Origin of the sequence: Streptomyces sp. NPDC093149, assembly GCF_044754145.1 — a bacterium.
Lineage (GTDB): Bacteria > Actinomycetota > Actinomycetes > Streptomycetales > Streptomycetaceae > Streptomyces.
This window is the reverse complement of sequence record NZ_JBIVON010000017.1, coordinates 1-8,363: the sequence shown is the minus strand read 5'-3', so window position 1 is coordinate 8,363 and position 8,363 is coordinate 1. Positions and strand designations below refer to the sequence as shown.

9 protein-coding genes and 1 pseudogene are annotated in these 8,363 nt (G+C 67.7%); 5 read left to right on the top strand and 5 right to left on the bottom strand.

From position 1 onward, the window contains the following. Positions 1-461 (top strand): annotated as a pseudogene (locus tag ACIQCZ_RS34590) (hypothetical protein); the annotation flags it as partial. 45 nt (positions 462-506) lie between these two features. After that, positions 507-1,103, top strand: a complete 597-nt coding sequence (locus tag ACIQCZ_RS34585) for a hypothetical protein (RefSeq protein WP_402288591.1) — start codon at positions 507-509, stop codon at positions 1,101-1,103. A 77-nt stretch (positions 1,104-1,180) separates the two neighbouring features. Here the strand turns inward: ACIQCZ_RS34585 and ACIQCZ_RS34580 are convergent, their stop codons facing one another. The 3 genes from ACIQCZ_RS34580 to ACIQCZ_RS34570 all read right to left on the bottom strand — a co-directional run bounded on the left by ACIQCZ_RS34580 (position 1,181) and on the right by ACIQCZ_RS34570 (position 2,197). Further along, on the bottom strand, positions 1,181-1,516 hold the full coding sequence (locus tag ACIQCZ_RS34580) for a DUF6233 domain-containing protein (protein WP_402288589.1): 336 nt from the start codon (positions 1,514-1,516) through the stop codon (positions 1,181-1,183). A gap of 2 nt (positions 1,517-1,518) precedes the next feature. After that, on the bottom strand, positions 1,519-1,869 hold the full coding sequence (locus ACIQCZ_RS34575; RefSeq protein ID WP_402288587.1) for a hypothetical protein: 351 nt from the start codon (positions 1,867-1,869) through the stop codon (positions 1,519-1,521). Positions 1,870-2,053: 184 nt separating this feature from the next. Beyond that, positions 2,054-2,197 (bottom strand): hypothetical protein, encoded by a 144-nt coding sequence (locus tag ACIQCZ_RS34570; RefSeq protein WP_402288586.1) that lies wholly within the window; start codon positions 2,195-2,197, stop codon positions 2,054-2,056. Positions 2,198-2,834: 637 nt separating this feature from the next. On the opposite strand from ACIQCZ_RS34570, the gene ACIQCZ_RS34565 reads away from it, so the two are divergent. Next, positions 2,835-3,335, top strand: coding sequence for a hypothetical protein (locus tag ACIQCZ_RS34565; RefSeq protein WP_402288584.1), 501 nt, complete (start codon positions 2,835-2,837; stop codon positions 3,333-3,335). A gap of 5 nt (positions 3,336-3,340) precedes the next feature. Then, entirely contained in the window at positions 3,341-6,190 is a 2,850-nt protein-coding gene (locus tag ACIQCZ_RS34560) for a M48 family metallopeptidase (RefSeq protein WP_402288582.1), read from the top strand. A 274-nt stretch (positions 6,191-6,464) separates the two neighbouring features. Here ACIQCZ_RS34560 and ACIQCZ_RS34555 read toward each other — a convergent pair whose 3' ends face one another. Both ACIQCZ_RS34555 and ACIQCZ_RS34550 read right to left on the bottom strand, forming a co-directional pair. Next, complete coding sequence (locus ACIQCZ_RS34555; protein ID WP_402288580.1) at positions 6,465-6,872, bottom strand: hypothetical protein; 408 nt, start codon at positions 6,870-6,872, stop codon at positions 6,465-6,467. Continuing rightward, the gene (locus ACIQCZ_RS34550; protein ID WP_402288578.1) at positions 6,862-7,440 is read right to left on the bottom strand and encodes a hypothetical protein; all 579 of its coding nucleotides are present in this window, start codon (positions 7,438-7,440) and stop codon (positions 6,862-6,864) included. The genes ACIQCZ_RS34555 and ACIQCZ_RS34550 overlap by 11 nt, the downstream gene beginning before the upstream one ends. Before the next feature lie 259 nt (positions 7,441-7,699). Here ACIQCZ_RS34550 and ACIQCZ_RS34545 point away from each other — a divergent pair, with 259 nt between their 5' ends. Then, positions 7,700-8,290, top strand: coding sequence for a hypothetical protein (locus tag ACIQCZ_RS34545; RefSeq protein ID WP_402288575.1), 591 nt, complete (start codon positions 7,700-7,702; stop codon positions 8,288-8,290). Positions 8,291-8,363 lie beyond the last annotated feature (73 nt).

The following is an 8,363-nucleotide window of genomic DNA, read 5'->3' as shown; positions in this document are numbered from 1 at the left end:
CCGTCACCGGCGACTGGGATGGGACGGTGCGGGTGTGGGATCTGACCACCAGCCTGCCCATCGGCGAGCCCCTGACCGGCCACACCGGCGGGGTGGAGGCGGTGGCAACAGCGGTGGTGGACGGCCGACCGATTGCTGTCACTGGCGGCTGGGACAGGACAGTGCGGGTGTGGGATCTGACCACCGGCCAGCAGGTCGGCGAGCCCCTGACCGGCCATACGGACCGGGTCGTGGCGGTGGCGACGGGGGTGGTGGAAGGCCGACCGGTCGCCGTCACCGGCGGCTGGGACGAGACGGTGCGGGTGTGGGACCTGGCCACCGGCCAGCAGGTCACTGACTTCCTACCCTTCCCCGCATCTGTTTCCGCGGTGGCGATGGCGCCGGGCGGAGAGCTGTTGGTCGGCTTCGGCAGGGAACTCGCTTGCCTATTCGTGCGGCCTCTTAGTCCCGCGTTCAGTTAACAGCGGGCTGTGCGCCGCCAGCCCCGCGATGGGAGACTGCGGGCCATGTCTGGGTTCGCAAGGGATCCGAAGTACTACGGTAACCGGCTGGTGTACGAGCCGCTGGAGCGGAAGTGGGCCGGGTACCACGCCCGGCACTGCGGGTGCGGCCGGGACTGGCTCGAAGCCCACGCGATCCCGGCCGGGTTCACGGTGATCCCCCGGGGCCGGACTGGCTACTACGGGCTCGTCGGTCCCGGCCTGACTGAAGGCGTGGACGAGGAGAAGCTGACGGCGGACGCGCTGTGGGAAGCGGTGACCGGCAAGCCGGGCACTCAGACCTGGTATGAGCCTGTGCACATCACCTGCCGCAGCCCCGAGTCGGAGGCGGCCCGCAAGGCGGAGAACGAGCGGATCTATGCCCCGCGGCGCGAGCGTGCCGAGAAGGCGAAGACGGAGCCGGCCACCGAGGCGCAGGTGAAGTACCTGACCACACTTGCGGAGAAGGTCGGCAAAGAACGGTTCGACGCCGAGTTCGCCAAGGTGATCAAGGGCAGTGACATTGAGCCGCGCGCTCCCCGGCAACGTTGCGCGACAGCCGCGAAGCGGCTGACCAAGGCAAGGGCCCGCAATCTCATCACCGCCCTGGTCGGCCACCCTTAGTTCTGTCCGCCCCGTCGTCGTCTTCGTCCAGTTCCGACGCGCCCAGGGCCCGCAGCGGGCGCAGTACGCCAGCGGCTCTAGTCGTCCACCAGCCCCGTCTGCGGGGCGCAGATCTGGCACGGCTCGATGTCCGGCTCTGCCAGCGCGATGATCGCCTCGTCCCGGGTGAGGAATCCGAGGTGCGCGCTGTACAGGGTGCAGCCGCCGCGGTGCAGCATCGCGGTCTCACCGGACCGCTTCGGCTGGATCTTCCACGACTGTTCGGCCCGCGCTCGCTCCCGGGCGCGGGTCTCTTGCTGCTCCTTGATCTCAAGCTCGCGGATCCGGTTCCGGACTTGCCGGAGCTGCCACTCCAGCCAGTCGGCCAGCGCCCTGTTCTTGTCGAGGTCAGATATGCCCTCGGGGCCAGGCACGGCTACGCCGTCCCGTCCTCGGCGGACTCGTGGGCGTGCTGCAGCATCATGCGCGCGTCGACCAGGTCCGGGCCGCTCAGCGACTGCCAGTACGGGTGCGTGACCACCTCGGTGCTCAGCCTCAGCAGCTCCGCCTTGAACCGCGTCACTTCCGCAGCCTGTTCCTCGGTGTACCCGGGACTGTCCGGCTTCCCGGACACGTAGTTGCTGTGAAGCTGCTTGTCGCTCTCCCAGCCGGGCATCGGCTCCGCCGACCACGGCAAGGTCGTGGCGTACACGTCATGAGCGGCACGGGTCTGAAGGAGAGCAAGCTGGGCTGCGCGGAGATCCTGGGGAAAGTCGTACTTGGGCACGCGTCAATGCTACGTCTGTTCGAATATCGGATGCGAATAGCGAGCTGCACCGCCTCGCCTCGCTGCCCCTCCCTCCACCGCCCCGGACCGGCCTCCGCGCCGGGCAGCGGTCGGGCTAGAGTCGACGATGGGCGCCCGCAGCCAGCTCGAATGGCTGCGGGCGCCCTCTCGTGTGTGAGACGGGTCAGTCCGCGACGACGTCCTTGTCGAGATCGCGGTGGACCAGGTCGACGACCAGGTCGCGGTCGGCGAACTCCTTGGCGACATCGGCGAGTCCGTACGTGGCGGCCTGCTCGACGTCCCCGGCGACGACAGCGCGCAGGGCCATCGCCGTGGAGGCTGACCGGTGACGTCCGCCGGTTCTCTCGCCTATTGCGAGCTGTTGCTTCCAATGTCTATCGATCACGGTTCATCTGCCGTTCCCGCGTACCAACAGGCTTGGGAAATGGTCAGAAGCTGTGATGAACCACCTGGTGCCGACCGTCTACGGCGTCGTCCGACGGACTTGCTCCTCTCGAAGTCAAGAGTGCCCGCCCGGCCTGGGCGTCCACGGCATGTCGGGGCACAACGCAGCCAAGGCGGTGTGGCCGGCCGCGTACGGATGCCTGCTGGACACGAACGCGAGAGGTTTCGATCAGCCCTGGTGACCATGGGCGCCCGAGCGAACCCTCGGTAATAGGCGTGCCGGACTCCTTCGCGGTGAGGAACGGCGTGCTGGTCCACGGGGACGGGCCTCTCTGCCTTTCGGCTCGGCGATGCCCCCGCTTGGCCTGTTGATGTCCTTCGTGCCCTCGGCTGACAGATGGACGACGCCCTCTTCAACGGCGATCCTGCAACACCGGTCCCGCACCTGCCGCAGCCCGTCTGCAATCCGATTCCCCTGCCGCACTGGGCTGTTCGCGGATATGTTGCGGAGGGACATTCTGGGACTTCGGTTGACAGGCGGTGGCATGGAGGACGGGGACATGACCTCTGGCGGGGCGCGGGCCAGCGAGGTGGTCAGGGACGTAGTGGCCGAGGTCGCCGCGGAGGAGCTGCCCGTGGTGGACGGGCTGGCGGCACTGGACGAGGAGATCGTGGCCCGGCGGATGGGCCGCGGGCGCAGTGAGCAGGATCCGCTCGGGTTCGGGCTGGACGAGGCGGCCGTACTGGTCACGCCTGTGGTGTGGCTCGCGGTTTACGAAGCGGCGCGCCAGCTCGGAGGCCAGGCCGCGATCGGCGCCGCCAGGGGCGTGAAAGCGGTCGGTCGGAAGATCTTCCGCAGGCCAGCGGCACCAGCGGTGATCCCGGCCTTGAGTCATGAACAGCTTCATGAAGTACGCGAGTTGGTACTCAAGGTGGCTGCCGAGCGCGGTCTGAGCGAGCGACGCGCGGAGACGATCGCCGACGCGGTGGTGGTCAGGCTCACGCTCACCGCACGGGGCGGGCAGGAAAGGCCCGCCGACGACGCCGCGGACGAGGACTAGCCGCGATGACCACGCCCGACTTACGACGCCGGTTCGACGAGCGGGCGATCGGCGCCGGCACCACCCCGCGCTTCGTGCTGCTGGTGATCCTGCTGCTGGTGAGCAGCGGCTCGATGATGATCACCGTCTCGTTTTCCCGCCTCAGTGAGACGGATGCGAACTGGTTCGGCTGCCTGCTCGCCGCCGGCGTGGACCTGAACCGGATCGACGACATGGCCAGCAGCATCGGCATGCTCCTGCATGCCGACGCCCTCGAGACCTGCCTGGCCCGGTACGCCCCGGAGTCGGCGCCGGACTGGCTCGACCTCCTGTGGCCCGGCCTGGTACCTGTGGCGTCCGCGCTGGTTTTCCGGGCCCTGCCGGCCTGGAAGGTGTGGCGCGGCCGACACGTTCGGCTGGAGGACGTCGACCGTACGGGGGCGATCCGCAGTATGTTGCACGAAGTTGCGGCCCAGGCCGGGCTGGCCCGCGCGCCGCGGTTCGTCGTCGCACCCACCGCGCTGTCGGCCGGCGCGGCGGTGTACGGAAGCAACCGGCGTCCGACCGTCTGCCTCCACGCCGGCCTGCTGGCCCGCAGGTCCGGCGACCCGGAGGGCTTCCGGGCGGTGCTGCTGCACGAGTTCGCCCATGTGCGCAACGGCGACGTCACGTTGACGTACGCCACCATCGCCCTGTGGCGGGTGTTCCTTGCCTTGGTCCTGCTGCCGTACATGGTGTGGTGCGTGGTCGCTCTCGCCACATCGTTCCAGTCGCCGATCCGGCATGCCGAGCAGATGACCGTGGGGCGGGCCTTCATCCTCCCCGTGTTCCTGACCGTGCTCGTGTACCTGGCCCGCGCCGACGTACTGCGGATGCGCGAGGTGTACGCCGACCTGGCAGCGGTGAGCGCAGGCGCGGACCCGCGCGGATGGGCGGTCCCGGTGCCGCCCGGACCCGAAGGCCGGCTCGGGCGCGGCTGGGCCCGCTTTGCCGAGGTGTGGCGGACCCATCCACGCTGGGACCTGAGGCGGGGCGCGCTCGAGGATCCCGCGATGCTGTTCGGCGTGCAGGCGCTGCCGATGTTCCTGACCGGCATCGCCGCGCCGCTGATCACCGATCAGGCAGGGACCCTGCTGGGCGGCGGCAGTGGATGGCGTGCGTATCTGGTGCCGCTGCTGGGGGCCGCTGCGGTCACCGGGGTTGCGGGGATTGCGCTGTGGCGTGCTGTGGCCCATGCCGTGCTCACCGAAAGGCGCGTGCTGTCCGGCGTGCGTGCCGGGCTGTGGCTGGGGGCGGGGATGGCGGTCGGTGCGCTGGCGACGGGTCAGATGTCGCCTACGCGCTGGCTGCCGCCCCATCCCGAGGTTCTTGTCTCAGTCGTGGCCGCAGGTGTGCTGTTCGCCTGGTGGATTACGGAGTCGTCGCAGCTGTGGCTGAGGGCATGGCCCCGGCGGGTCAGAGGGCTGACCATGCTGCTGGTCATGGCTGTGGGATGTCTGCTGCTGACGGCGTGGATTGTCTGGTGGGAGACGTTCGGGACAGGTCTGGTCGGCGGATGGTTCGACATGGATGCGGCCCGCCGGGAGACGGAACTGACCTTTACCGGGCCGACCGCCGAGCACCGGGGCATGGCTTTTGCGCTCTCTGTGTGGTTCGAAGTGTTCACCGGATTTGTCCAGCCCATTGTTCTGGCTGCTGTCTGCGCGCTGTGTGTGGTGCCGCTGCTGGCCTGGACGACCGTGCAGGACCGCCCAGAAGGGCAAGTTTCGGGTGAGAGCACTACGGACGAGTCGAGGTCGGCGCTGCCGCCGCTGCGGCACGTGCTGCTGGCCGCGATCCTCGGCGGCCTGGCCTGCTGGGGCGGAATTGCTGTCGTCAAGGCGTACATGCACACCTGGCAGCCGGAAGCGGGAGAGCGCGGCGGCCTGTACTCGGTGAGCTTGAGCGCTTGGGTGCTCGTCGTCCTGGTGGCGCTTTCGGCGACGACTGGTGCTCTCACGGCTAACCGGCTGGGTCGCTACCCGCTCTACAGCACCCTGCTGACCGCCGAAATCACCGCGCTCACCGGTCTTTCCGGGCACTACCTCCTGATGTCGGTCGACGGATGCATCAAGCCGCTCAGTACCCTCGCCTCCAAGTGCCATTGGGTGCCGTATCCCGCATGGACCGTCACCCGGGCACTCCTGGCACCTGTTCTTATATCCACCGCACTCGCCGTCGCCGTTGCCGGTACGGTCGTGCTGGCGTTACAACGGCTCCGAGGCTGCAACCAAGGCCGTTCGGCCTCCGCTCGGCGCGGTAAGGGCCGGCGAAGGCTCTACGTCCGGCGGGCTGCCGTTGCCGCGATCTGCGCCATCGTGGTGTCCGCCACGGTGGCGGCTGTGGCGGAGACCAGCCGGGAGGGAACGTCGGGCAACGGGGTGGAGAATCGGAACAACGCCTATTCGCAGGTACCCCGCGCCGCGGCCAGCACCCCAGTGATCCGAAGAGCACAACTGGAGTACTGGCTGAAGTTCGGCGGAGGAGACCTCCTGAACCGTCTCGGTGACGCCCATAAAGCTCTCGGTGACGCGTTCACCGAAGCCGCGGACGCGGGAGGAATCATCAAGAAGTCCGCTTTCGACCCGATCTGCAGGGAATTCGGTCGGATCGCCAAGGATGCCGGAGAATACTTCCCGATCCCGGACGCCCGGGCCGACGCGCAGTGGAAGAAACACAACAACCTCATGCAGAAAGCGGCAAAGTCCTGCTCGCACAGCTTCGACCAAGGCGACGAACCGGAATTCAACAGGTCCATGGACGACCTCGAAGAAAAGTCAGTCTTCTTCGACGCAATGGGACGCCGGTTCGACGAGATCCGGGCGGCCTCCCCATGACGGCAGCCCGACGGTCTTCGATCCCCACGCCGTACCGGTACGCACGCAGGTGGTCGATCATCATGTGGGTGAGGTGGGCTCCGCTGGGCAAGAGCGAACATCTCCAATAACTCAGCTGCACGCCCCGACCGGTAGCTGCGACTGCCAGTGTTTGGCATGCGCCGCACATTTCCGGCTTCGGCGGTCTCGACAACCTGACTGCGTAGCCGGGTGATCTCCCGGTCGGCGCCAGGGGGTTCATCACAGCTTCTCGACGCCGCGACCGCCTCGCGCATCAGGTGACGCTGGTAGGGAGGCCCCGGACGGGGCTGCGCTGGGTGTTGTTGTCGGTGCGCCGGTCCAGCTCGGTGCGGAGTTCGTGGATGACCTGGGCATAGACGGCGACGCGCTCGCGGAGCCGGTCGTTGTCCTCCCGCAGGGTGCGGGCGACGGCTTCGGCGTCTACTGCGCGGGCGCGCAGATGCTGGAACGCGGGCGGGATGCCGTTCGCCTCGGACTTTCGGCGGACGGACTCTTCTTTCAGATCAACGTGCTTGTGGGTAAGGACCCAGCGCTTGACGCCTGCCTCTGCGGCGAGTTGCAGCGTGGTGAGCGCCCCCGTGGACCGGGTGGGACGGCCGTCGAGCAGCCGCTGGATCGCTGCTGTGATGGCCTCGCGTTCGGCATCGCGGTCAGTGGCCATCGTGGGGTTCTCCGGTGGGGTCGTGGGCGGTGACGATGCGTTCCAGGCGGTCGAGCTCGTGCTGTTCGTGGGCGTTTCGGAAGGCGGGCGCCAGCGGGTCGTCGACGAGCGGCCGTAGCCGCTCGATCTGGCCAACGACGTGTTCGATGTCGCGATCGGTCCGCGCGATGTTGACGCAGTTCGGACGGCAGTCGTCGAGGTCGGGGGTGCGGCGGGTGCTGTCCTCCTCACCGCGGAGACGGCAGGCTGCCCGCTTCGGGTCCAGGACGCAGGTCATGCCCTTGCCTGGGAAGATCTGCAAGTCGGGGTTGGTGAGCATGGCGTTGGCGTGCCGTTTGGTGCGCAGGACTCGGCCGGCGAAGCGGGTGGCGGCCTGGACGCGGTGCCGGTAGGTCTCGGCTGCTGGGCCGCTGACCTGCTCGCCTTCTCGCAGGCGCTGGTGTGCGTCGGCGAGGGTGTCCAGCCGGGCCAGCCAGTCCTCGAAGGCAAGGTCGTCGGGGAAACCCGAGGCGTAGCTTCCTGATGGTGCAGTCGGGTATTGGAACTCTCGGAATGTGTCGTCGACCATCCGTTTGCCTGCTCCACCATGCTCCCCAAACCTTGACCAGCATCATCGCCAGTCCATGCGGTGTCTCGATCCGATTGGTCAAACGCGGCATGATTGGGTCTGACGCACAGTCATGGAGGTGCTAGAGGTGCCGAACATCCCAGATCCGCTAACAGCAAGGACGTCTGCAGAGATGTTGGACAGCTGCCGACCACGCGCCCAGCAAGTAGCGCGCTGGCTGTCGCAGTGGGAAGGTGAGGCCCCGGCGCTCCAACGCGCTGTGGATGCTGGACTTCCCCATCTCGATCACGTGACATCTGCTGACCTGGATGAGTTGGTGGAGTGGCGTCCATCTGCTGATCAGCGTCGCAACAGCGTGTTCATGGACGCCACGACGATATCCATCGCTGCCCGGCTGCTGGCCGGCGACCGGCGCTGGTTGACGCCGTTGACCTTGTGGGACCTGGCCGCGGTCGTTGATCGGGTGATCATGTGCGATCGCATCTACTACGTGGGGGAGCACCTGGCGCCAGCTGCGGCCCTCAACCGTCTCCTTGGGGATGACGTGTTCGTGAGTCTTCCTCCACTATCAGAGTCAGATGACAGTGCACCAGCGCGTATGTACAACCGCCGGCTTCAGGGGTACCGGCACCTGATCGGGCCCCTTGTCCGTCGCGAGGAGCTTCCCCTCGGCACCTACTGGGCGGATGCGGTCCGAAGCGTGGCTGACGCATGGGAGCTCGTGACCGGGCGTGCGGTGCGGCCTGACGAGGCGCTGACCCCATGTGGGGCGCAGGCATGGTTTACACCGAGGGTGAGAGTGTTCCGCGACGCCTACTGCGACGACCTGCTACTGAACTTGATTGGGTGATGTCGGGCCGTTCGCCTGACATCAGCTGAGTCGGGTCGGTAGCTGTGGGGTGTGAGATACGCGCAGGGCGGCG

Bases quoted from the DNA above. Each gene is read 5' to 3' on its own strand.
- ACIQCZ_RS34585 (WP_402288591.1), top strand. From the start codon at position 507: ATGTCTGGGTTCGCAAGGGATCCGAAGTACTACGGTAACCGGCTGGTG.
- ACIQCZ_RS34570 (WP_402288586.1), bottom strand. From the start codon at position 2,197: ATGGCCCTGCGCGCTGTCGTCGCCGGGGACGTCGAGCAGGCCGCCACG.
- ACIQCZ_RS34565 (WP_402288584.1), top strand. From the start codon at position 2,835: ATGACCTCTGGCGGGGCGCGGGCCAGCGAGGTGGTCAGGGACGTAGTG.
- ACIQCZ_RS34560 (WP_402288582.1), top strand. From the start codon at position 3,341: ATGACCACGCCCGACTTACGACGCCGGTTCGACGAGCGGGCGATCGGC.
- ACIQCZ_RS34555 (WP_402288580.1), bottom strand. From the start codon at position 6,872: ATGGCCACTGACCGCGATGCCGAACGCGAGGCCATCACAGCAGCGATC.
- ACIQCZ_RS34550 (WP_402288578.1), bottom strand. From the start codon at position 7,440: ATGGTCGACGACACATTCCGAGAGTTCCAATACCCGACTGCACCATCA.